16 protein-coding genes are annotated in these 22,865 nt (G+C 58.1%); 8 read left to right on the top strand and 8 right to left on the bottom strand.

From position 1 onward, the window contains the following. Window positions 1-109: 109 nt before the first annotated feature. Entirely contained in the window at window positions 110-1,015 is a 906-nt protein-coding gene (gene gnd / locus HG264_RS06885; protein ID WP_169406972.1) for a phosphogluconate dehydrogenase (NAD(+)-dependent, decarboxylating), read from the bottom strand. A 40-nt stretch (window positions 1,016-1,055) separates the two neighbouring features. Next, window positions 1,056-1,760, bottom strand: coding sequence for a succinate dehydrogenase iron-sulfur subunit (locus HG264_RS06880; RefSeq protein ID WP_169406971.1), 705 nt, complete (start codon window positions 1,758-1,760; stop codon window positions 1,056-1,058). A 181-nt stretch (window positions 1,761-1,941) separates the two neighbouring features. On the opposite strand from HG264_RS06880, the gene HG264_RS06875 reads away from it, so the two are divergent. The 7 genes from HG264_RS06875 to HG264_RS06845 all read left to right on the top strand — a co-directional run bounded on the left by HG264_RS06875 (window position 1,942) and on the right by HG264_RS06845 (window position 14,118). Then, window positions 1,942-2,721 (top strand): dienelactone hydrolase family protein, encoded by a 780-nt coding sequence (locus HG264_RS06875; RefSeq protein ID WP_169406970.1) that lies wholly within the window; start codon window positions 1,942-1,944, stop codon window positions 2,719-2,721. Window positions 2,722-3,036: 315 nt separating this feature from the next. Next, window positions 3,037-4,116 carry an efflux RND transporter periplasmic adaptor subunit gene (locus tag HG264_RS06870; RefSeq protein WP_169406969.1) on the top strand — a complete coding sequence of 360 codons (1,080 nt, stop codon included), beginning with the start codon at window positions 3,037-3,039 and terminating at the stop codon, window positions 4,114-4,116. Between the two features lie 21 nt (window positions 4,117-4,137). After that, window positions 4,138-7,254 (top strand): efflux RND transporter permease subunit, encoded by a 3,117-nt coding sequence (locus HG264_RS06865; protein ID WP_169406968.1) that lies wholly within the window; start codon window positions 4,138-4,140, stop codon window positions 7,252-7,254. A gap of 179 nt (window positions 7,255-7,433) precedes the next feature. Then, window positions 7,434-8,783: a hypothetical protein gene (locus tag HG264_RS06860; protein ID WP_169406967.1), complete on the top strand. Its 1,350-nt coding sequence runs from the start codon at window positions 7,434-7,436 to the stop codon at window positions 8,781-8,783. A gap of 803 nt (window positions 8,784-9,586) precedes the next feature. Further along, window positions 9,587-11,371 carry an ABC transporter ATP-binding protein/permease gene (locus HG264_RS06855; protein ID WP_169406966.1) on the top strand — a complete coding sequence of 595 codons (1,785 nt, stop codon included), beginning with the start codon at window positions 9,587-9,589 and terminating at the stop codon, window positions 11,369-11,371. A gap of 369 nt (window positions 11,372-11,740) precedes the next feature. After that, window positions 11,741-13,243, top strand: a complete 1,503-nt coding sequence (locus HG264_RS06850) for a DUF3237 family protein (protein ID WP_169406965.1) — start codon at window positions 11,741-11,743, stop codon at window positions 13,241-13,243. A 506-nt stretch (window positions 13,244-13,749) separates the two neighbouring features. Further along, complete coding sequence (locus HG264_RS06845; RefSeq protein ID WP_169406964.1) at window positions 13,750-14,118, top strand: PH domain-containing protein; 369 nt, start codon at window positions 13,750-13,752, stop codon at window positions 14,116-14,118. A 221-nt stretch (window positions 14,119-14,339) separates the two neighbouring features. Here the strand turns inward: HG264_RS06845 and HG264_RS06840 are convergent, their stop codons facing one another. The 6 genes from HG264_RS06840 to pyrC all read right to left on the bottom strand — a co-directional run bounded on the left by HG264_RS06840 (window position 14,340) and on the right by pyrC (window position 21,509). Further along, window positions 14,340-15,170, bottom strand: coding sequence for an SDR family oxidoreductase (locus tag HG264_RS06840; RefSeq protein WP_169406963.1), 831 nt, complete (start codon window positions 15,168-15,170; stop codon window positions 14,340-14,342). Window positions 15,171-15,422: 252 nt separating this feature from the next. Next, complete coding sequence (locus HG264_RS06835; protein WP_169406962.1) at window positions 15,423-15,851, bottom strand: universal stress protein; 429 nt, start codon at window positions 15,849-15,851, stop codon at window positions 15,423-15,425. Next, a complete protein-coding gene (locus tag HG264_RS06830; protein WP_169406961.1) occupies window positions 15,844-18,453 on the bottom strand; it encodes a TRAP transporter permease in 2,610 nt (869 codons plus the stop codon). Before HG264_RS06830 ends, HG264_RS06835 begins: the two co-directional genes overlap by 8 nt. Window positions 18,454-18,516: 63 nt before the next feature. Further along, window positions 18,517-19,491: a TAXI family TRAP transporter solute-binding subunit gene (locus HG264_RS06825; RefSeq protein ID WP_169406960.1), complete on the bottom strand. Its 975-nt coding sequence runs from the start codon at window positions 19,489-19,491 to the stop codon at window positions 18,517-18,519. A 287-nt stretch (window positions 19,492-19,778) separates the two neighbouring features. Then, entirely contained in the window at window positions 19,779-20,450 is a 672-nt protein-coding gene (gene rnt / locus HG264_RS06820) for a ribonuclease T (RefSeq protein ID WP_372240206.1), read from the bottom strand. 9 nt (window positions 20,451-20,459) lie between these two features. Beyond that, the gene (gene pyrC / locus HG264_RS06815) at window positions 20,460-21,509 is read right to left on the bottom strand and encodes a dihydroorotase (protein WP_169406959.1); all 1,050 of its coding nucleotides are present in this window, start codon (window positions 21,507-21,509) and stop codon (window positions 20,460-20,462) included. Window positions 21,510-21,741: 232 nt separating this feature from the next. On the opposite strand from pyrC, the gene HG264_RS06810 reads away from it, so the two are divergent. Then, on the top strand, window positions 21,742-22,593 hold the full coding sequence (locus HG264_RS06810) for an OmpA family protein (protein ID WP_169406958.1): 852 nt from the start codon (window positions 21,742-21,744) through the stop codon (window positions 22,591-22,593). Window positions 22,594-22,865: the final 272 nt, after the last annotated feature.

The following is a 22,865-nucleotide window of genomic DNA, read 5'->3' as shown; positions in this document are numbered from 1 at the left end:
CAAGGTGTCTTTCAGACACAATCGCGGCGGGTCGCCCCTCCCACAAAATGAGACAGAGCGAGTACTCGACGCAGGGGTTGCGCTGGGTTGCGGCGATCCCGGTAGCGCTTTATTTGTGGGTTATGTCATGCCCACCAAACCCTTTACGCATGGCAGCGAGGAGCTTGTCGCTGTAGGAGTCGGTTTCGCGTGAGCGTAAACGTTCGAGCAGGGCCAGGGTTATGACGGGTGCCGATACATCCAGTGCAATGGCCTCGGCGGCTGCCCATCGGCCTTCGCCGGAGTCGCTGACATGGGGTGCTATGCCGGCCAGCGTCGGGTTTGTTTCCAGTGCTGAAGTCGTGAGATCGAGCAGCCATGAACGGACAACACTGCCTTCGCGCCAGAGGTCGGCTATCTGATGTAAGTCCAGCTCGAACTCCGTCTTTTTGTTTAGCATGGCGAAGCCTTCGGCATAGGCTTGCATCATGCCGTACTCAATGCCGTTATGGATCATCTTGGTGAAATGCCCGGCGCCGGGCGGTCCGACGTGCGCCCAGCCACGGTCGGGTGCGGGGGCTAGCGCCTGGAACAGCGGGGTCAGCTGTTCGACCGCTTTGCGCTCACCGCCTATCATCAGGCAGTAGCCTTCCTTCAATCCCCAAACGCCGCCGCTGGTGCCGCAGTCCAGGTAATTCAGCTGATGCTGTGCGTATTCCCGGGCGCGGCGGACGCTGTCCTGATAAAAAGAATTGCCGCCATCCACCAGCGTATCGCCAGGTGCGAGCAGCGGCAGCAACTCATCGATCATGGCCTGGGTGATGGCGCCGGCAGGCAGCATCAGCCATAACACGCGGGGGGCGGGTAATTGTTGTAGCAGTGCGCGTAGTGACTCCACGCTCTGGCCGCCTTGCTGCTCGAACGCCTGGCGTGGCATGAGCTGTGCGTCCAGGCCAACCACTTCATGTCCGTCCGCAAGCAGGCGTTGCGCCATATTCGCGCCCATGCGTCCCAGGCCAATCATGCCAAGCTTCATCGATATCTCCTGGAAATGACAGGCGAAATGGATGCTGGGCTCAGGTTCCGCTTTTGAACAGCATGAGCTTGATGCGGCCAATCGCAGCCATCGGGTTGAGCCCCTTGGGGCAGACATCTGTGCAGTTGCCAATCACGCGGCAGCGAAACACGCTGAACGGGTCGTCCAGTTCCTTGAGCCTTTCTTCTGTCGCGGTGTCGCGGCTGTCGATCAGAAACCGGTAGGCATTCAGCAAGCCGGCCGGGCCGATATAACGCTCCGGATTCCACCAGTAGGACGGGCAGGCTGATGAGCAGCAAGCACACAGGATGCATTCATAGAGTCCATCCAGTTTGGCACGGTCTTCCGGACTCTGCAGGCGTTCCATCCCTGTGGTGGGCGTGTCATTGATGAGATAAGGCTGAATTTTCTGGTACTGCTTGAAGAACTGCGTCTGGTCCACCACCAGATCGCGGATGACCGGCATGCCTGTGAGCGGTCGAAGGGTCAGCATGCCGTTGGAGTCAATAACATCGGCCACCCGGGTGATACAGGCCAGGCGGTTGCGGCCGTTGATGTTCATCCCGTCCGAGCCACATACACCTTCCCGGCAGGAACGGCGGAAGCTGAGGCTATCATCCTGATTCTTCAGGTGCATGAGCACATCCAGCACCATACCTTCGCGCATCGCGTCGTCGACAGCGTATTGCTGCATGGTCGGCGCGTCGTCGTGTTCAGGGTGATAGCGATAGATGGAGACCTGCATGTCGTTATCCTTGGTGCGGCAGATGGTCGATGCGAGTGCACCCAGTATGGCTGCTCCAAACGGGTCATGCATGGATCATAAGCGGTACCTCCCGGCAGTCATGAAACAACGACTGCACTGCATCAGCAGATCCCTGGGCTATGCTTCTGAATGATATGAATCCCGGACAAAGGACCGCACCATGCGTAAAACTCTTTCCACGTTGTTGATGGCGTCTGCCGGCCTTGCGCAGGCAGAGATGGTAACCGAGCCGGTTTCCTACGAGATCGATGGCGAGCCCTATGAAGGTTTGCTGGTCTACGACGATGCCACCAACGAGCCGCGGCCCGGATTGCTGATGGTGCCGAACTGGATGGGCGTGACCGAGAACTCTGCGAAGAAGGCCTACCGCGCTGGCGGTTCGGATTACGTGGTGTTTGTGGCTGATATGTACGGCAAGGACAAACAACCAGCCAATGCCGAGGAGGCCGGTAAGCTGGCAGGTGCGCTGCGCAAGGACCGTGACCTGATGCGCAAACGGGTTAATACGGTTCTGGATGTCTTCAAATCGCAGGCTGACCAGGTGGCGCTGGATACCAATCGCATAGGGGCGATCGGCTTCTGTTTTGGCGGCGGGACGGTGCTGGAGCTGGCACGTTCGGGGACTGACATAGGTGGTGTGGTGTCATTCCATGGCAACCTGGACACGCCAAATCCGAAGGACGCCGAATCCATCAAGACACCAGTGCTGGTCCTGCACGGTGACGCAGACCCTTCTGTGCCGCCGGAACAGGTGGAAGCCTTCAAACAGGAAATGCGCGGCGCCGACGTGGACTGGCAATTAGTCGTCTACGGCGGCGCGGTGCATTCGTTCACCAACCCGACAGCCAATACGCCCGGCAAGAATGAATACCATCCTGTGGTCGCTGAGCGCGCCTTTACAGCAATGCGCCAGTTCTTCAGCGAAACGCTGGAGGATTGAAGCTAGGAACCGTTTGTCGAGCCCATGGTGTTCGAGGCTCCCAGTGGCACCTCCCCAAAGGTTCGAGCCCCAGCTCGTACCCGGCAGCACGGTAGTTCAGTGGCCGGGACTAATCGACAAGCTTCATTGTGCCGATAAATCCGGCGTAGCGCAGGCGCACTACACCCCAGGAAAGGCGAGCCACGCGTCGAGATTGTGACGAAAGATGATCGGACTCTATTTCCCTTGCTATGATGACCGCGCACAAGGCAGTGGCGGGCGTGGGCAATGACCGGCACGTGAGCCGTTTCGTTCACGAGTATTGGGATGGTGAGGATGTCGAAACCGATCGGAGCCTGGAAATATCTACTTCTGTTTGTCGCCTGCAGTCTGAGCTTTTCGATACTGGCGGAACAGGAGCCGTTGGCGGTGGCTGTGGCCGAAGTGCGGCAGTGGGAAATGGCCAACCAGATCGAAGCTCTGGGTACCCTGCGCGCCAGCGAAACGGCTGATATCACCGCTGACATCACCGAGACCGTGTCGGCGATTCATTTCGATGATGGTCAGCGGGTGGCGAAGGGTGAGTTACTGGTTTCCCTGACCAACAGTGAACAACAGGCTCAGCTGAACGAGGCCCGCGCTACGCTGGCGGATGCCGAGCGTCAACTCGAGCGCACCCGCGGACTGGTCGAGCGCCGCGTGCTGCCGCAACAGGAACTGGAAAACTGGACGCGCGACCGTGACATTGCCCGCGCGCAACTCCAGGCGGTCGAAGCGCGACTTGCGGACCGGCAGATTCGTGCGCCCTTCGATAGTGTGGTGGGGCTTCGCCAGATCAGCGTCGGCACCTTGCTGACGCCCGGCACCCTGGTTGCCAGACTGCACGACGATAGCCAGATGAAGCTCGACTTCAGCATCCCCGAAATCAAACTCTCCCAGGTTGCTCCAGGCCGCACAGTCATTGCGACGACGCGGGCGTTCCCGGATGCAAGCTTCCTTGGCGAGGTCACCGCGCTCGATAATGAAGTCGACCCGGCGACCCGGTCTGTCGAGGTGCGTGCCACCTTACCGAATCCGGAAGGCGTGCTGCGACCCGGTATGTTGATGTCGGTGCGGTTGCGCGGTGCCACGCGCGAGGCGCTGGTGATACCCGAAGAGGCGCTGTTGCCGCTTGGCAGCAGACAGTTCGTGATGCTGGTAAACGAGCGGGACGGGCAGCTCATTACTGAGCGCCGTGAAGTAGTGATTGGTTCCCGTGAGCCGGGCATCGTGGAGGTAGAAGAAGGGCTCGAAGCCGGGCAGCGGGTCGTCACGCATGGCAACTTCCGCGTGCAGTCTGGTCAGCCGATTCGCATCATCGCCGAACAGCAACCCGGTGAATCTGCCGAATCGGTGCTGTCCGACGATGCGCCATAAGCCAGCGGGAGCGAACTGCCCATGATTCTCTCTGATACCGCTGTCGTACGGCCGGTCTTCGCTACAGTCGTGGCGATGTTGCTGGTCATCTTCGGGCTGGTGGCCTACAGCGCCTTGCCACTGCGTGAATACCCCGATATCGACCCGCCCATCGTCACTATCGAAACCCAATATATTGGCGCCGCCGCAAGCGTGGTGGACTCACAGATCACCCAGGTGATCGAAGAAAGCGTGGCCGGGATTGAAGGCATCGAGTTCATCGAATCGAGCAGCGAGGACGGCCAGTCCGAAATCACCATACGTTTCAGCATCAGTCGTGGCGTGGATGAGGCGGCGAATGACGTGCGCGATCGCGTCTCCAGCGTTGCCGACAGGCTTCCCGTCGAGGCAGACCCGTCTGAGGTCGAGAAGCTTGATGCCAACCAGGATGTGATCATCTGGTGGAACCTGACCAGCGACCGGCTCACCTTACCCGAGCTCACCGATTACGCTGAGCGCTATCTGGTTGACCGGTTTTCAACACTTTCAGGCGTGGCCCGAGTGCGAGTCGGGGGTGATCAGGCGTACGCCATGCGGGTCTGGCTGGACCGCGAAGCACTGGCTGCGCGCAACCTGACAGTCGCTGATGTAGAACAGGCGCTGCGCGCCGAGAACGTCGAGCTGCCCGCCGGCACCATCGAATCCATAGACAGACAGTTTACTGTTCGCGTTGCCCGCAGTTTCACCGAAGCGGATGAATTCGCCCGCCTGGTGGTCGCGCGCGGGGATAACGGCTATCTGGTGCGTCTGCGCGACGTCGCGCGCGTGGAGCGGGGCACCGAGGAAGACCGCAACCTGTTCCGCGGTAATACCGTACCCATGGTCGGGCTCGGCCTGGCGCGGCAATCGACTGCCAATACCCTGGATATTTCCCGGGCTTCCCGCGAGTTGGTCGACAAGATCAATCCCACCTTGCCTGAGGGCATGGCAATCCAGCCCAGCTTCGATAGCTCAGTATTCATTGAGGGCGCGGTGAACGAGGTGTTTTCGACGCTGGTCGTGGCGTTGATCCTCGTGGTGTTGACCATCTTCCTGTTCCTCGGCAGCCCGAGGGCCATTCTGGTTCCGGCAGTAACCTTGCCGGTGTCCATTACCGCGACTTTCATTGGACTGATGCTGTTCGGCTTCACGGTCAACCTGCTGACGTTGCTGGCCCTGGTACTGGCCATCGGACTGGTGGTCGACGATGCCATCATCGTGCTGGAAAACGTGCGCCGGCGCATCGACGAAGAGGGCGAAACACCGCTGGTAGCAGCGTTTTACGGTGCGCGGCAGGTAGCCTTTGCCGTGGTGTCCACGACGCTGGTGCTGATTGCGGTATTCGTGCCCATCGCTTTTCTGCAGGGCGATGTCGGACGATTGTTCTCCGAGTTCGCGCTGACCATGGCAGCGGCGGTGGTGCTGTCGAGCTTCGTGGCATTAACCCTGTCGCCGATGCTGGCTTCCAAATTGCTCAAGGCACATGAGAAGGAGACCTGGCTGACGCGCTGGGTCGAACTTGGTTTGCGATCCAGCCGGGCTTTCTATGCCGGCATTCTGGTTCGGGTACTGCGCCATCGCGTGCTGGCGCTGATGATATTCGCGGGCATGTTTGCCGGCAGTGCCTGGCTGTTCAGCCAATTGCCCAGCGAGTACACGCCACGTGAAGACCGCGGCGCCTTCATGATCATCGTCAATGGTCCGGAAGGCGCTACCTATGAATACATGCGCGAATACATGGATGAGATCGAATCGCGGATGATGGAGTTCGTCGAAGCGGGGGAGGTCAGTCGGTTGCTGGTACGTGCGCCGCGCTCCTTCGGCGCTGCCACCAGTTTCAACAGCGGCATGGCAATCGTGGTACTGGAGGAGTGGGGCGAACGCCGGCCGGGTAGCGAGATCATGGCCGATGTGCAGAAGCGTTTGTCGGATTTGCCAGGCGTCAGAGCCTTCCCGGTGATGCGCCAGGGCTTTGGCAGTTCGCAGGATCAACCGTTCCGCCTGGTGCTGGGTGGCGCCAGCAGTTATGACGAGCTGGCGCAATGGCGCGACATCCTGCTGGAGAAGATCCGCGAGGACAATCCGGGCCTGAGCAATATCGATTCGGATTACAAGGAGACCCAGCCACAGCTTGAGGTAAGCGTCGATTACGACCGCGCCGCCACGCTGGGAGTGAACGTCAGCCATATCGGCCGTACGCTTGAAACCATGCTGGGTTCGCGCCGCGTCACCACCTATATCGATCGCGGCGAAGAATACGACGTCATTCTGGAAGCCGAGCGCGATGACAAGCGCAGCGCCGATTCGCTGGCGAATATCTACGTGCGTTCGGATACCTCAGGTGAACTGATTCCGCTCTCCAACCTGGTGACGCTGAAAGAGTTCGCCGGCTCCACTACCTTGAACCGCTACAACCGCAACCGAGCGATCACCATTGAAGCCTCGTTGGACGATGGCGTCGCCCTGGGGGATGCGCTGGAACATGTCGAACAACTGGCGCGGGACAATCTGCCGGAAACTCTGGTTATCGACTACAAAGGGCAGTCCCGCGATCTGCGCGAGGCGGGCGGATCCTTGATGTTTGTTTTCGCTCTGGGGCTGGTGGTGGTGTTTCTGGTACTGGCCGCCCAGTTTGAAAGCTTCGTGCATCCGCTGATCATCATGCTCGGAGTGCCTCTGGCGATTGGCGGCGCGATACTCGGCCTGTGGCTTACCGGTAACAGCGTGAACCTCTACAGCCAGATCGGCATGGTCATGCTGATCGGGCTGGCGGCGAAGAACGGCATTCTGATTGTCGAGTTCGCCAATCAGTTGCGCGACGCCGGCAAGCGATTCGACGATGCGCTGCTTGAAGCCGCCACGCTGCGCTTGCGCCCTATCCTGATGACGGGTGTCACCACCGTCGCCGGTGCCCTGCCTCTAGTATTCGCAGTGGGAGCGGGCGCCGAGACGCGGGCGGTCATTGGCATCGTCGTGGTGTTCGGGGTCAGCATGTCAACATTGCTGACGTTGTTCGTGATTCCCGTTCTTTACAGCTTGCTGGCGCGCAACACGGGATCGCCCGGCGACGTGCGGCATAGGCTGGACCAGGAGGATCAGGCTTCGCTGGAAGTACGCTGATATTCATACGGGTGATGCAGGGCGCCAAGGGCTTCAGCACAGAGCGGTTTGTCATAATATGAACCAAGCCGCCTGTTGCCCATACACATTTTCGGACAAAGCGGCATAATGCTACGCGTCCTGGACAGAAATGGAATCTGTCCGACCGACAAGAATAATATAAAGCCCAGGAGTACGAGATGTCGCAACCCGAATTGCCCGGCTGGCGCTGGGGTCCGTTTACCTTCCGCTTACCTTTCTACCACACCCGCTTCTACTGGCAGGAAGCCCTGCAGGGGCTGTTCATCGCTGCGGCGACGGGACTGTCGCTGATCCCGTTGATGACCATGTTCTTCGGCCTCAGCTTCGAAGAGGCCGTCGCAGTCTCGATGATTCACTCGATATTGATAGGCTCGGCCCTCATTGTGTTCGGAGAACCCTATGCGCCGGGCTGGATTACCCCGGCGCTGCCGCTGGTGCTGGCTTTCGTGCTGGGCAATTACGAAGATCCAACCATGCGCTTCCAAGCGATGACCGCGGTGTCGCTCAACTTTGCGCTGTTGTTGTTTGTGCTCGGGGTAACCGGGCTGGGCAAGAAATTCGTTTTCTGGCTGCCGGATACGCTCAAGGCAGGGATTATTCTTGGTGCGGCGATTGCTGCGCTGAAGCGCGTGTTCATCGACGATGCCGAACGCTTCCTGCTGCAGCAGCCGATCGCGACCACGCTGGCCTGCGCGGTCTGTCTGATATTCGCTTTTTCTCTACCGATGCAGAAGCTCAAGGAAAACTATCGGTTCTTCGCGCTGCTGGGCGCGCTCGGTTTACTGCCCGGGTTCATCCTGGCCGCCGTGATCGGGCCAATGGTCGGTGAGGTCACATACGATATCCAATGGGGTTTCATGGTGCCGCCGGTGATGGAGACCTGGGCCAAGGTATCGCCGTTCATGATCGGCTGGCCGAGCCTGGACATGTTCGTCCAGAGCATGCCGCTGGCGCTGATTACCTACGTGATTTTCTTCGGTGATTTGGTTACCGGCAACGAGATCATCCGTGAGGGGCTGCAGACGCGCAAGGATGAGCACATCGACATCAATCCCACCCGTTCACACCTTTCGATGGCCATTCGCAATGCACTGATGGGCGTTGCTGCCCCGTTCTTCCCGACCCAGGGCTCAATGTGGGTTGGCGTGCATGTGATCGTCATGCAGCGCTGGAAGTCCGGCAAAGCAGCAATGGACAGTTTGCACAGCGGCCTGGCGTCCTACTATGCGATGGGCATTCCGCTGTTGTTCTTCGTGCTGCCGCTGCTCACAGGGCTGCGGCCACTGCTGGGGATCGCGCTCTCGCTTACGCTGGTACTGACCGGTTTCGCCTGTGCGTATATCGCCATGGCTATACCGCGCAACAACGCCTCCCGCGGCGCGGTGCTGCTCATCGGCGCCGGGTTAGCCTTCTTCGAGCCGTGGATCGGGCTGTTGTTTGGTATCGCAACCACCTTGTTGCTGGTCGGCTGGGACCGCAATATAGAACCGATTCCGCAGGAAGAGTAAGCGGGCTGAGCGAGGTTGGGTGGGGTTTGGCTGGCTTTGGTGTGCTAACCGTTGAATCCCCCCTAACCCCCCTTTTCCAAAGTGGGGGACTGGTTTTGCGTTGCTGCGGGTGTTGGTGTCAGCCTGATAGTTGTAGTTGTAGTTGTAGTTGTAGTTGTAGTTGTAGTTGTAGTTGTAGTTGTAGTTGTAGTTGTAGTTGTAGCTGTTGTGGCTTTAATCAGCATCGCAACCCTGAAGAGCCAGCCAGACGCCTGCATGCAGTATCAGATAAACGCCAACGTCATCAGCCACTCGAACGTTCTCCCTTTGGCAAAGGCGCTAGGAGAATTCGGGTTTTGTCTCCATCCGCACGGCCATAGCCAATCCTGGATTTCTGGAGCTAGTCTGCATCTGAGTGTGCACAGTGCCGCATTTACAAGCCAGCCAGACGCCGGCGTGCAATATCAGATAAACGCCAACGTCATCAGCCACTCGAACGTTCCGCTTTGACAAAGGGGCTAGGGGAATTCGGGTTTTGTCTCCATCCGCACGGCCATAGCCAATCTTGGATTTCTGGAGCTAGTCTGCATCTGAGTTTGCACAGTGCTGCATTTACAAGCCAGCCAGACGCCGGCATGCAATATCAAATAAACGCCAAAGTCATCAGCCACTCGAACGTTCCCCCTTTGGCAAAGGGGGCTAGGGGGATTTGGGGTTTGCCGTGTACTGCTTTAACGTCAATGCAAGCGACGCCGCACCAGAACCAGCATTCCCCGAGCACCTGGCCCTATACTGTGCATTTTCCGCAGTAACAGGAATCCCGCGTGCGCCCAAGCAGTGACAGTCAATACGCCGGTGGTCCGGTCAACTGGAGAATCATCTCCAGCCTCATTCCCTATCTGACAGAATTTCGTGGCCGCGTCGCGCTCGCTATGGGCTTTTTGCTGATCGCCAAGCTGGCGGGCGTGGCGGTGCCGTGGATGCTGAAGCTCATCGTCGAGCACTTCGAATCGGCAACCGATGCGCTGGTGCTGGTCCCGGTAGCCCTATTGGCGGCTTACGGATTGCTGCGCTTTTCCTCGGTGTTCTTTTCCGAGCTGCGCGATGCCGTGTTTGCGCGGGTAGCGGAGCGTGCGATGCGGCGCGTCTCGCTGCGGGTGTTCGAGCACCTGCACCGACTCGATCTCGGATTCCATCTGTCGCGACGTACCGGTGGGCTGGCACGCGACATAGAGCGCGGCACCAGCGGAATCAGTTTCCTGTTGCGCTTCATGGTGTTCAACATTCTGCCGACCTTGGTCGAGATTGGCTTGATTGCAGTCATCTTGCTGATCAATTTCAGCTCCATGTATGCGCTAACAGTGCTCGGCGCGGTGCTGATTTATGGTGGGTTCTCGATCTGGTGCACCGAGTGGCGCAACCATTTTGTGCGCGAGAGTAACAGGATGGACAACCGCTCCAACACCCGGGCGGTGGATAGCCTGCTGAACTACGAAACGGTGAAGTATTTCGGCAATGAGGCATTCGAGGCGCAGGAATATGATCGCTACCTTGCAGGGTGGGAAGCTGCGCGGATGAAGAACCGCCTGTCACTGGCGGCGTTGAATTCCGGGCAGGCGTTTATCATCGCTGGATCAGTCACACTGATGATGTTCATGGCGGCGGGGCAGGTGGCGAGCGGCGATATGTCGTTGGGCGAATTCGTGATGATCAACGCCTATATGATCCAGCTGTTCATTCCGCTGAATTTTCTGGGATTCATCTATCGCGAGATCCGCGAGGCGTTGACCAATATCGAGCGACTGTTCGGTCTGCTGGGCACGCCTGTGAAGGTGGCTGACGCGCCGGATGCTACTGCGCTTACCCTGCACGGCGGGGCGGTTCAGTTCGAGGGAGTCAGCCATGCCTATGATGAAGAACGGTTGATCTTAGACAACGTGACCTTCGAGATTCCGGCGGGGCAAACACTCGCTATCGTCGGCCCCAGCGGTGCTGGCAAATCCACCCTGGCGCGCCTGCTGTTTCGGTTTTATGACATCAGCCAGGGCGCCATCCGTATCGATGGTCAGGACATACGTTCGGTCACCCAGGACAGCCTGCGCCGCGCTATCGGCGTGGTCCCTCAGGATACGGTGCTATTCAACGACACCATTGGCTACAACATCGCCTACGGAAGCCCGGGTGCGAGTGAGGATGAAATCTGGCGCGTACTGCGTATGGCGCAACTGGAGGACTTTGTCAGCCGATTGCCGCAGGGACTGGATACCCAGGTGGGCGAGCGTGGGCTGAAATTGTCCGGGGGCGAGAAGCAGCGCATTTCGATTGCCAGGGTATTACTCAAGGATCCGGCCATCTTGATACTGGATGAAGCGACATCTTCATTGGATACCCATGCTGAGCGACTAATTCTGGACTCACTGAATCAGATATCGCGTCGCCGCACGACCCTGGCGATAGCGCACAGGCTTTCCACCATCGTGCACGCTGACAATATCCTGGTGCTCGAGCAAGGGCGGGTAGTCGAGCAGGGGAATCATACGGATCTATTGGCGTTGAACGGGGCTTACGCGCAGCTTTGGGCTAACCAGCAGCGGGAGGCTGGTGGTTGATTTTTTACAATCTGAATCCCCCCTAACCCCCCTTTTTCAAAGTGGGGGACCGTTTGTGCAGGCTTGACGATCCATGTCGTTCTGAGAGATCGGCTCATACCGGGAATACAACACCGGCCGCAGCTAACCAGCTACACACTTTTGCAATACCCGGCCACATGTAAGCGCCAGTGCCTGGGCCCATAGTCTGCAGCTGCTCGGACCAGTCCCCCCACTTTGAAAAAGGGGGGTTAGGGGGGGATTCGGGTTTCGTCCCGTATGCCGCCTGAGACTCAGTCGAGGTTCCACTAAGCTCGCAGGAACGGAATGATCGTTCACTTCATCGAATCGGCGTATGACTCACTTCAATCAACTGAGGACGACGACGTTATGAATGATATGGATAGATCGCGGTTGGCGGCACTTTCTCCGGCCGGGCGGATCCGGCAAGGTGTCGCTGGGCTGGCGCTGGTTTGCGCCGCTCCGTATGCCGTTTCGGATGTGCTGTACGAAGAAAATTTCTCCGGCGATGACAAGGGCTTCACCACGGACGGGCGCGTTACGCTAAACAATGGTTATGCGCGGCTGCATGGCAGTTTTGCCGCGACATCTGCCATCACCTCTGGTGTTATTCGTACACAGGGTGCTAGCAACTTGTCGCTGACTTATACGCGGGAAACCTTTGGTCTGGATGTTGGTGAGTCCTTGAACGTCGAGGTGTCTGTCGACGGCAGCGCTTTCACCGTTGTGGAGTCTTCGCGCACTGCATCAGGTAATACGACTCTTTCCCTCCCGCAGGCTGACAACGAGCTCAGGCTGCGTTTCAGCCTCAATGCCAACACCTATTTCGATCGGGCAGAATTGCGCAACGTTGTGCTTAGCGGCGAAGTAGATGATGACGATGATTGCGGAAATATAGCCTGTGAGGAGCCGCCACAAGACCGGCGCACAACCATCGTCCCGGATCGCAGCTGGGACTGCGGCATGCCCGGCGGGATTCCGGACCCCAGAAGTGGCGAACTGTTGTTTACCGCGCTGTTACCCACAGGCAGCGTCAAAGATCTGGGACAGACGCCTTATGGCCAACGCAGCGTGGTGAACGTCAATGGCGGGCGGCTCAATGACACCAGTAGCGATCTGAATGGCAGCATCCAGTCCGGCGCGCTTGATTTCAACCTGGCATTGCCGAGCGGGGCGGTTGAGCATGAAAGCCGCTATACCATCCGAACGGCTGACGGGACGCAGATATATATGCGTAATTGCGGTGTGGCCGACGGTGACAGCATTCGTTTCGTGGCGGATTTTGAAGCACCCAACAACAGTGCCGTGAGTTGGTTGCACGACGGCATTTACGTGGGCGTCAGAGAGCAGACGGAGGAAGGAGTCCGTCTGAGTGTGTACCAGAATCCACAGCCAGGCAGCAATGATCAGGTCGTGACGACACCCAGTGATAATGGGCTGCGCCAACAATCTTGGGATTGTCCGGCGCTTCCTGCTGGTGCGGATAGCGGCAACCAGGTGCTGCAGGCCAGAGTTGGCATTGGCGGGTTCCAAAGCATAGGGGATTCGAAGTACGGCTCGCGGCGCATTATTCCAATCACTGGGGGCAGTTTTTCCGGCGATTTTGCCGGAGAGGTCAACCCGGGCGGAGCGGATTATCAACTGACAGTTGACGGTGACCTTAGCCTGGAGGCCCGTTACACCTTGCAGACCAGTGATGGCGAAACCATCGTGGTGCGAAACTGTGGCGACTATGGCAATTCATCGTTGACACTCCCATTGTTCGAGACGAGCACTTCAGGCAGATATGCTTGGCTGAACGATCGCGAATTCGTTGGAACCATCACCCCGGGGCTTTCGTCGGTTACCATCACGGTTTTTGACAGGCAGTAAGCGAGGAGCGGAGCGCAGCTTGCACCGGTTTCGTTGGCACGATTAAACGGAGCTGGCTGCACGGGTATGTTTATCCTGAGGCTGTTACGACAGGATATGACTGGACCTTTATCGGGACGCTAACAAATAAAGCTGAATCCCCCCTAACCCCCCTTTTTCAAAGTGGGGGACTGGTCCGAGCAGCGGCAGACTATGGGCCCAGGCACTGGCGCTTACATGTGGCTGAGTATTGCAAAAGTGTGTAGCTGGTTAGCTGCGGCCGGTGTTGTATTCCCGGTATGAGCCGATCTCTCAGAACGACATGGATCTTCAAGCCTGCACAAACGGTCCCCCACTTTGAAAAAGGGGGGTTAGGGGGGATTCGGGTTTGCCTGGCAATCCATATGCACAAGACACTGGCCAACCCTGCCCAGGTTCGCGACACTGTTCCGAGGCGCCCGCTGCGGTATGGCGCGCGAATTCCCATCCAGTGGCGTTATCAAACGCTGTGAAGACAAGGTTGCGCAATGATCGATTTCGAAAACAAGGGTTTCTTCAAGCTCAAACAGAATATGGAATATGCAGACAGGGTGGCCGAGCTGCTGATGGAGGGCGAGCAGGTTATCGACTCGTACAAATCCATGCGCGATGGCGTGGTATTTACCAATAAGCGCATCATCGCGGTCAATGTGAAAGGACTGACCGGAAGTAAAAGGGATTTCACCTCTTTGCCCTACAAGGACATCGTGGCGTATTCAATTGAAACCTCCGGCACCTTCGATATTGATTCCGAACTGCAAATATATTTTTCTTCACTGGGCAAAGTGCAGTTCGAATTTACCGGCAGGACAGCGATTGTGGAGATATCGAAACATATATCCCGGCATGCGCTTTAAGGGACCTCTGCATAACTACTGCGCTCGGCCATACTGCGTTGAAATCTTCCCGAAACTCGGCGTCTCAAAATGCTCGTTTACAACATGTAAACTGGTACGCCGGCCCGGTCCGTTTTTCGTCGGATTTCGCCTTGCCTGATCTTCGCTCGCCACGTTCTTTAGAGGCTCCTAACTGACGAAGCCCTGGAGTAAACCGGCGCTATATAGCGCCGGTTTGTTCATCAGAGACCGAAGGTCTTCTTCACTTTGGATTCAAATGTTTTGTCGTCCATACTCTTGCGCAGAGGCACGAATTGCTCGGCTTCGGTGCCTACTTTGATAGCAATGTCGCTGTCGGCATTCTCGATAACGCTCTTTACAGCTTCGGCGATTGGCTGAGGTGAGGGGCCTTCATTGATTGCGGCGGCTACAATCGGGACGAAGTGCGAGACCAGGTTCTTGTAGGGCGAATCCTCACTGGTGGTGCGAGCGTTGGCAACAAGGCCCTTCTTGACGAAATTGGTACCGAACAATCCGGCAAGTATGGAGTGTACGCGGATGCCGAAGGGCGCCACTTCAAAGCGCAACGAATCGGTGATGCCCTCAACCGCGTACTTGCTGGCATTGTAGTGGGCGAGCAACGGCAGCCCCATCCTGCCGAGGAACGACGATATATTGATGATGACGCCACCACCGGCCTGACGCATATGGGGCAGCACCTCCCGCGTCATCTTGATCAGACCGAATACGTTCACATCGAACTGCTTGAATATTTCTTCGTCGGTGCCGTCCTCAAGCGTGGCAAGCAGTCCGAAGCCCGCGTTGTTCACCAATACGTCGATCTTTCCTTCCCTGGCCATGATATACCTGACCGCATCGCGAATAGAGATGGTGTCCTGTACGTCCAGCTTCAAGGTGTTGATTGTCAGCTTGCGACGCTGCGCTTCGCTCATCAATTCATCGCTGTTATCCCGGACCCCGGCATAAACGGTATAACCACTTTCAGCCAACAATAAAGCTGTTGCTTTGCCCATTCCGGAGGAAGAGCCAGTAATCAATACAACTTTGTTCATATATACGTACCTACATGTAGTTATATTGCGCAGTGAGTATTGCTGTGTATCGTAGTGGGTCATGGAAGTTGCACAATGCAGGCAGCATAACACTTAAAGCTGTTCGGATTGTTAGCGAAAGTTTGATGGTTCAGACAAGAAAGGGGCGATAAATACGCGGTTTGAAGTGACCAAAGGCAGAGGGCGCATTATCACACCGATGATCCAGACGATGGCATAACCGGCGTCAACTCGCCGGTTATGCCACACGGGCTACCGCACAATCATGACCGACCGTTTCGACTGCTGCACAACGCGTAGCGCGTTGGTGCCCAGAACGTAATCTTCAAGGCGTTTGCGTTTGTGTGACGACATGACAATGAGGTCTACACCCTGCTTCTTGGCGACCCGCAGTATTGCTTCATAGGGTTTGCCGTCTGCCACCACGCGTTGCACTTTCACATCCTTGGGGACCATCTCCTTGACGAACTCACGGAGGTTGTCGCTGAAAGCCTTCCTGGCCTTTACCGCGAAATCCTTGGGGAAGAAGCCGCCCACCAGCGGCAGGCCAAAATCGGGTAATACGGTGACGATGAATAGTGAAGCCTCGTGGGCCCGGCACAGCTCCAGCGCAACTGGCAGCGCTTTCTGCCAGGACGCCTTATGGTTCAGGTCGATGGCCAGCAGGATCTTGTTATACACGGGCAGTTGCCTCCACTCGTGGCGTGTCGGTGGGCTTGCGGCGCGACCACTGCAGCCCGACGATAATGGCGAACAGCATCAGACCGGGTATCCACATCCACTCCTTGGCGATGCGGTCCACGGGCGCCAGTACTTCGAGGATTTCCTGATCGAAGTCGAACCCCAGATCGGCGGCGAGGCTGCCGTAGGTGACCATGTCCACCAGTGTCCGTTCGCCATCCTGCATCAGCATCAAGCCCAGTTCCTCCATTTTTTCCTCTCCGGTTGCGCCATCAGGCACAGGGACCAGCAAATGAAAAGTGCGCGGATCGCCGATCTTGTCCAGGCCAGATACCTGCATGCGCAGGTGACTGCCCTCGTCGACTCGGTCCAACGCCTGGGTCAGTTCTGCGGGCGGAATTGACTGGTATGGGTCATCGATTATGTCCATCCAGAAGCCGGGCCGGAACAGCGTGAATGCCACAAGAAGCAGGAGAATATTTTCGTACCAGCGGTTGCGCACTATCAGCCAGCCCTGGGTTGCTGCGGCGAAGATGAGCATCGCAATTGTCGCGATGATGAAGACAACGACCCCGTGCCACAGACTTACATCAATCAACAGAAGATCAGTGTTGAAGATGAACAGGAACGGCAGGGCGGCGGTGCGCAGACTGTAATAGAACGCCTGAAAACCTGTGCGGATCGGGTCGCCGCCGGACACCGCAGCAGCGGCGAAGGAAGCCAGGCCAACCGGAGGCGTGACGTCGGCCATGATGCCGAAGAAAAATACGAACAGGTGGACGGCGATCAAGGGGACGATCAACCCGTTCTGCTGACCGAGTGTGACTACAACAGGGGCGAGCAGCGCTGAGACCACGATGTAGTTCGCGGTTGTCGGCAATCCCATGCCCAGAATCAGACTCAGCAGGGCGGTCAGGATGAGCATCAGCATCAGATTGCCCATCGACAGCAACTCGACCAGATCCGCCAGAACCAGACCCACACCGGTCTGTGAGACTGCGCCAACGATGATGCCGGCGGTGGCTGTAGCTATACCGATGCCGATCATGTTGCGTGCACCTGCGACCAGCCCTTGCCACAGGTCGCTTAACCCGTGTTTCAGGTCGTCAACCAGTGCGCTCTGGCCGCGAAACAAGGCGATCAGGGGGCGCTGGGTGAGGATGATGATGATCATGAATACGGTTGCCCAGAATGCGGACAGGCCGGGCGAGAGCCGCTCAACCATCAGGCACCAGATCAGCACGATCACTGGCAGGATGTAGTGCAGGCCGGACATCACCGTTGGGCGGGTCTGCGGAAGCTTCACCACCGGCGAATCCGGATCGTCCAGTTCCAGCTCCGGATACTTTGAACCCAGTTTCAGCAACCCGATGTAAACCGCCATCAGGATTGCGGATATCACCCAGAAGGCACTGTCACCCAGAATCGGCTTGAGCCAACCGAGGCCGTAATAGACGATCAGCGACAACCCCATCAGTAATAAAAGGCCGGTCAGGAAGCCAAGCACCTTGCGCACTAAAGGACGGGGCGGGTTGCTCGACTCTAACCCCTGCATGCCGGCCTTCATGGCTTCCAGATGCACGATATAAACCAGTGCTATGTATGAGATCAGTGCTGGCAGGAAGGCATGCTTGATGACTTCAACGTAGGAAATACCCACGTATTCGACCATCAGGAAGGCTGCCGCGCCCATTACCGGCGGCATGATCTGGCCGTTCACCGAAGAGGCGACCTCGACCGCGCCGGCCTTCTCCGAGGAAAAGCCGACGCGCTTCATCATCGGAATCGTGAAGGTGCCGGTGGTCACTACGTTGGCGATGGAGGAACCGGATATCAGGCCGGTCATGCCTGAGGCCACCACCGCGGCCTTGGCCGGGCCACCTCGGTAGTGACCGAGTAACGAGAACGCGACCTTGATGAAATAGTTGCCGGCGCCTGCCTTGTCGAGCAGCGCACCGAATAAAACGAACAGGAACACGAAGCTGGTTGAGACGCCTAGCGCGATACCGAACACGCCTTGGCTGGTCAGCCATTGATGGTTGGTGAGAGCTTCTAGGCTGACGCCACGGTGCGCCAGAATCCCCGGCATATGGGGGCCGGCGAGGGAATAGATGATGAATATCGCGGCGACGATCATCAGCGGCGGGCCGAGCGCACGCCGGGTTGCTTCAAGCAACATGATCAGGCCGGTTACACCTACCACAACGTCTGTTGTCGTCGGGCTTCCGGGGCGGCTGGCCAGCTCGGAATAGAATATGAACAGATAGGCTGCGCAGAAAGACGCGACCAGGGCGAGAACCCAGTCGAGTATCGGCACATGATCGCGGGGTGAGCGCTTGAGCGCCGGGAAGGCCATAAAACCGAGGAACACGGCGAACGCCAGGTGGATCGAACGCGCCTCGGCGCTGTTGAACACGCCGAAACCCACCATGTAAGGCAATGGCGAGGCGATCCACAGTTGAAATAATGACCAGGTGGCCGCGATACAGACCAGCAATTTGCCGGTAAAACCACCGGGTTTACGGGCACCGGTATCGGAGGAGGCGATCATATCCTCCAGTTCGGTATCCACTTCGTCGCGTTGGAGATTCTGTTCGCTCATGGCAGACCCTGCGTCAGCTGTTCCAGAAAATAAGCGGGCCGCAATAAGCGGCCCGGTACAGGGTTACATCCAGCCTCGTTCCTTGTAATAGCGCACTGCGCCATCGTGCAGCGGTACGGAGAGACCTTCCTTGATCATTTCTTCTTCGGTCAGTGTTGCGAAAGCCGGATGCAGGCGCTTGAACCGGTCGAAGTTCTCGAATACGGCCTTCACAGTCTGGTAGACGGTTTCTTCAGGGGTGTCGGCTGAGGTGACCAGCGTGGCGCGTACACCGAAGGTCTCCACATCTTTGTCATTACCGCGATACAGGCCGCCCGGGATGGTTGCCTTGGCGTAGTAAGGGCGTTCCTCTATCAGCTTGTCGATCTCCTCACCGGATACCGAGACCAGTACCGAGTCAACGGTGGTGGTGGCTTCCTGGATAGAGCCGTTCGGGTGCCCGGCAACATAGACCATGGCGTCAACGTTGTTGTCACCCAGCGCGGCGGCCTGCTCGGCTGCGTCCAGCTCGGATGCCAGAGCGAAGTCGGAACGCGTCCAGCCCAGAGCGTCCATTACCACATCCATGGTGTCACGCTGACCCGAACCCGGGTTGCCGATATTGACGCGCTTGCCCTTGAGGTCCTTGACCGTGTTGATATTGGCGTCGCGGCGGGCAACCACAGTAAGCGGCTCGCCGTGCAGCGCAAAAATGGCGCGAAGTTTTTCAAAGGCGCCGGCATCTTCAAAGTTTTCGATACCCTTGTGGGCTTTGAACTGAATGTCGGACTGGACCACGCCCATGTCCATCTCGCCGCCGCGGATGGCGTTGACGTTGGCTACCGAACCGCCGCTCGACGGCGCATTACAGCGGATTCCATGATCATTACTGTTGCGGTTGATCAACCGGCACACTGATTGGCCGACAACGTAATACACGCCGGTTTGTCCGCCAGTACCTATGGTGACAAAGTTTTCCTGAGCGACTGCCGGGGTAGCGGTGATGCCAGCGCAGGCAATCGCGGCGGAAAAAAGTACGGCAAGTGAAGTGCGTTTCATCAGGGATGACTCCTTTTTCTGATCGAGATCGACGTGCGTGTCGCACTGCCGCCTCCATCCAATTATTAGCTGTTGCCGGAATAACAACTGAAGTGTAGCGGAAGTTTAGTGCCATCTCTGAAAATAGCCGCCGCTTACCATTCCTGCAAGTTACCGAGCCAGGGTGTTGTTATCGGGAAATTGAATAAGCGAGGGCAAGCGGGATGGGGAGGCGTTGATCCGCAGCATTCAGGGCCAGCACTTGCCGGTGTCTGGATTGAATGCTGCGGGGGAGGTACGGAATGGTCTCAGACTGGAGGCCAGCCGCCCATTTCCCGCCAGCGGTTGACGATGGCGCAGAACAGATCCGCCGTTTTCTCGGTATCGTAGCGCGCCGAATGTGCTTCACGGCCATCGAAGTCGATCCCCGCCGCAGCGCAGGCCTTGGCCAGGACGGTTTGCCCGTAGGCCAGACCGCCCAGGGTGGCTGTATCAAAGCAGGAGAAGGGGTGGAAGGGGTTGCGCTTGATCTGGGTGCGTTCAACTGCTGCGTTGACGAAACCCAGGTCGAAAAAGGCGTTGTGTCCGACCAGCACTGCACGTTTGCATCCGGCAGATTTCACCGCCTTGCGAATGTGCTTGAAGATCTCGGTCAATGCATGTTGCTCGCTGACCGCCATGCGTAGCGGATGGTCCAGCTTGATGCCGGTGAACTCCAGCGCGGCCGGTTCGACGTTTGCGCCCTCGAAGGGCTCTACGCGGAAGAAATGCGTGTGGTCCGGGTAGACCATGCCGTCTTCATCCATGCTGATGGTGGTGGCGGCTATTTCCAGCAACGCATCGGTAGCGGCATTGAAGCCGCCGGTCTCGACATCCACTACAACCGGCAAAAAACCGCGGAAGCGATAGGCCATGGGCGGCTTGGGGCCCGAGGCCTGGGTTGCATTATCGATATTGTCGTCGAATTCAAACTCGCTCACTGGCGATCCTTAGCTTGCAGGCGATTCTACAACTCGCCAGTTGATTGTTTCGCCGGCACGCAACGGGACCACAGACTGGCCTCCGAACGGCAGCGTGTGCGGAGCATTCCAGCTCTCGCGAACCAGGGTAATACGATCGGTATTGCGCGGCAGGCCATAAAAATCCGGACCGTTGAAGCTGGCGAAGACCTCGAGCTTGTCCAGTACCCCAAGCGAGTCGAATGCTTCAGCGTACAGCTCGACCGCGGCATAAGCGGTATAACAGCCAGCGCAACCGCAGGCAGCTTCCTTGGCATGGCCGGCGTGCGGCGCCGAATCAGTACCCAGGAAGAACTTGCGAGAACCGGTAACGACTGCATCACCCAGCGCCTGTTGATGACGCTGGCGCTTGAGAATGGGCAGGCAATAGAAGTGCGGGCGGACCCCGCCTGCCAGCAGATGGTTGCGGTTATACAACAGGTGATGCGCAGTGATGGTGGCTGCAACGCGATCGGAAGCGCCCTGTACGAACTCCACGGCATCGGCAGTCGTGATGTGTTCAAACACTACCTTGAGTGTGGGGAAGCGTTCGACCAGGCCAACCAGCTGCTGGTCGATGAAGCTTTTCTCACGATCAAAGATATCGACATCAGCGTGGGTCACTTCGCCATGCACCAGCAGCGGCATACCGACTTCGGCCATTGCTTCCAGCGCCGGGTAGATCTTCTCCAGCGCGGTGACACCGGAATCGGAGTTGGTGGTGGCGCCGGCGGGGTACAGCTTTGCAGCGATGGCCTGCTTGTTGTTCCAGGCCTGACGGATGATCTCCGGGCTGGTCTGGTCTGTCAGATACAACACCATCAATGGATCGAACGCTGAGTCACCCGGGCGGGCGGCCAGAATCCGGGCCTTGTAAGCCGCTGCTTGCTGGCCATCCCGTACGGGGGGCACAAGATTTGGCATGATGATCGCCCGACCGAATACGCGTGAGGCGTCTGCGACCGTATCGGAGAGCACATCGCCGTCACGCAGGTGGATGTGCCAGTCGTCCGGCCGAATGAGGGTAAGGGTGTCGGTCATTGCGATGTTCCAGGCTGTTGCAATGGCGCCATGCTACCGGAATTGCCCCGATTTTACACCGAGGGTTATCGCAGGTTTTGCCTGTACGCGACCTCTGTCGCGCACTGGACGTCACAGCACCGCCACGGCTGCCAGCCGCCTACGACGGTTACCACGCGCTACACATCAGTAAAGTTTCGGCTGGTGCGGCCGATGAATTACGCAACGGAAAGTTCATCGCCCGGAGATTTACGTGGTTCGATTGTATCTGGCTATACCGCTGCTTGGGCTGGCTTTGCCTGTTCTGGCGACGACCTACGAGACGCGTATGGAAGATGTCGAGTGGGCAGTCGAAGGCGACCAGTTTGAATGCCGGTTGAGCCAGGCTGTCACCGGCTACGGCGAAGCGGTATTTGTGCGCCGGGCCGGTGAGCAGCCAACCTTCCAGCTCAAGGCATGGGATAACCTGATGCGCGCGGGATCGGCGTCTTTATATAACGCTGCGCCGCCCTGGCGCCACGGGAGTGCCGCGCGCTATCTGGGCGAAACCGTGGTGCAGCAGGGCGCAGTGATGTCCGTGCCGTATCAGCAGGCTGGTCAGATGCTGGCTGGCCTGGCCGGCGGGTTTCATCCGACCATTCAGCGTAGCGGTTGGGCCGGCTCGGAGGCTTCGGTGCGCATAGTCGTGTCCAGTGTCGGCTATCAGCAGGCCTGGCTCGATTTCCAGGAATGCGTTAGCGGCTTGCTGCCGGTGAACCTGGATCAGATAGCGGCGACCCCGATACGCTTTGCCAGCGGCGAGCGGACGTTGGATCACAAGGCCCGCGCGTTTCTGGACACGGTGCTTGCCTATCTGGAAGCGGATCCGGGTATCGATCGTATCGAGATAAACGGACACTCCGACAACTATGGTGATCGGCTTTCCAATCATGAGCTCTCCAGGCAACGTGCTTTGGTGGTGCAGGCATATCTGGTCGAGCGTGGGATTGACCGGGACATCATCAGCGTGCGCTTTCATGGCGGGCGTTATCCGATTGCAGACAACCGCACGGAAGCGGGCAGGGCGGCGAACCGACGGGTATTGGTGTCGCTTGGGAAAGGCTGAGATTGTTAGTCTTGATTGTGGTGCTCTGAGCTAAGCCCCGGGGTGTTGGACTGAGCCTCGGCGTACTGGACTGCACCCCGGCGTAGCGCAGGCGCGCTACACCCCCAGGATGGGTCGTCCAGTCGCGGCATATTTCGTCCGGAATCCAAGGTGGCACACCGGGCTGGGTTGTCCCTGGGGTTGGCGTGCGCCTGCGCGCCGACAGGGTTTGATGTTGTTGTAGCCCTCGGCGTAGCGCAGGCGCGCTACACCCCCAGGATTGGTCGTCCAGT

This window comes from Pseudomonas sp. gcc21 (genome assembly GCF_012844345.1).
Taxonomy (GTDB): Bacteria; Pseudomonadota; Gammaproteobacteria; order Pseudomonadales; family Pseudomonadaceae; genus Halopseudomonas.
This window is presented reverse-complemented; position numbering and strand designations above follow the sequence as displayed.

Coding starts and splice junctions, on each gene's coding strand:
- HG264_RS06880 (WP_169406971.1), bottom strand. CDS start 1,760: ATGCAGGTCTCCATCTATCGCTATCACCCTGAACACGACGACGCGCCG.
- HG264_RS06850 (WP_169406965.1), top strand. CDS start 11,741: ATGAATGATATGGATAGATCGCGGTTGGCGGCACTTTCTCCGGCCGGG.
- HG264_RS06845 (WP_169406964.1), top strand. CDS start 13,750: ATGATCGATTTCGAAAACAAGGGTTTCTTCAAGCTCAAACAGAATATG.
- HG264_RS06830 (WP_169406961.1), bottom strand. CDS start 18,453: ATGAGCGAACAGAATCTCCAACGCGACGAAGTGGATACCGAACTGGAG.
- gnd (WP_169406972.1), bottom strand. CDS start 1,015: ATGAAGCTTGGCATGATTGGCCTGGGACGCATGGGCGCGAATATGGCG.
- HG264_RS06870 (WP_169406969.1), top strand. CDS start 3,037: ATGTCGAAACCGATCGGAGCCTGGAAATATCTACTTCTGTTTGTCGCC.
- HG264_RS06865 (WP_169406968.1), top strand. CDS start 4,138: ATGATTCTCTCTGATACCGCTGTCGTACGGCCGGTCTTCGCTACAGTC.
- HG264_RS06840 (WP_169406963.1), bottom strand. CDS start 15,170: ATGAACAAAGTTGTATTGATTACTGGCTCTTCCTCCGGAATGGGCAAA.
- pyrC (WP_169406959.1), bottom strand. CDS start 21,509: ATGACCGACACCCTTACCCTCATTCGGCCGGACGACTGGCACATCCAC.
- HG264_RS06825 (WP_169406960.1), bottom strand. CDS start 19,491: ATGAAACGCACTTCACTTGCCGTACTTTTTTCCGCCGCGATTGCCTGC.
- HG264_RS06875 (WP_169406970.1), top strand. CDS start 1,942: ATGCGTAAAACTCTTTCCACGTTGTTGATGGCGTCTGCCGGCCTTGCG.
- HG264_RS06860 (WP_169406967.1), top strand. CDS start 7,434: ATGTCGCAACCCGAATTGCCCGGCTGGCGCTGGGGTCCGTTTACCTTC.